Raw genomic sequence first — 904 nt, 5'->3', positions numbered from 1 at the left:
CGTTCCCGGACCGGGGTGTTCCCGACGATCGCGGCGGACGACGCGGACAGCACCATCCCCGCGCCCAGCTCGAGCGTGACGAACGGCGGCCACATCTCCCGCATGCAGCACCAAGGCCACATTGCGATCGCAGAGATTGAGCAGAAGGACGAGACTCGCGCTTTGGTCCGGGCAGGGATTTAGGTGACGGATGCTCAGTTCATGTCATTATGGCAACTTGTTCTTGGGCAGCCTCGGTCATCTGCGCATGCACGCCCAGTACTTAAGTTCATCGTGGGCCGAGCTTTTCGAGAAGGTGTCCAGGGTGGTCTTCGAGAGAGGGGCGGGGTGTTCTGGCGGTGGCGCGAGGCGGGTTCTTGAATGGGGAGATGGGGTGTTCGGGTGGTGGGGTGGCGCTTGCGTACGGGGCCGGTGTTGGGGGCAGGCTCCGCCTGCCCCGCCCCCGGGTCGCGCCACCCCACCACCCCCCTCCATCAGGTACCGAGGGACGAGACTCCCCCTTCCCCGAGGTACGGAGATCGACAATGGCCACGCGACCCGGCGGCCTTTCCCCGGTCCCAAAAAATACCGGGAAGAATGTGGCTCGAACGGCCTTGAACGGCCTCGAATGTCGGTCACACAGGGTACTATTTACGTATGCAATCAGTGACGGTCGAGCTTGGGGCCGCGTCCACCATGGAACTGGTGAACGCGCTCTCAACCATCGCCACTGAACTCGCATCGCGAGAAGCCCCCGAATCAGCGGCCGCGTGCCTGGAACTCACCGAAACACTTGTGGCCGCATCCGATATGCAGGAAAGCGCGCTCGCCGGATTCATCGGCCGAGTCGACGCCGCCGGAGAGCACGCCCGGTGGGGATACCCCTCCACCCAAGCATGGCTGCGCTCGAGTTTGGGCATGCGCG

The 904-nt window shown here is 64.2% G+C and carries 1 protein-coding gene; it reads left to right on the top strand.

From position 1 onward, the window contains the following. Positions 1 to 636: 636 nt before the first annotated feature. The coding region (locus amrb99_RS48015) for a hypothetical protein (RefSeq protein WP_190868790.1) at positions 637 to 904 on the top strand (268 nt) is incomplete at its 3' end.

The organism is Actinomadura sp. RB99 (genome assembly GCF_014706005.1).
Lineage (GTDB): Bacteria > Actinomycetota > Actinomycetes > Streptosporangiales > Streptosporangiaceae > Spirillospora.
Note: the sequence above shows the minus strand (reverse complement) of the source record. Positions and strands in the feature narration are given on the sequence as shown.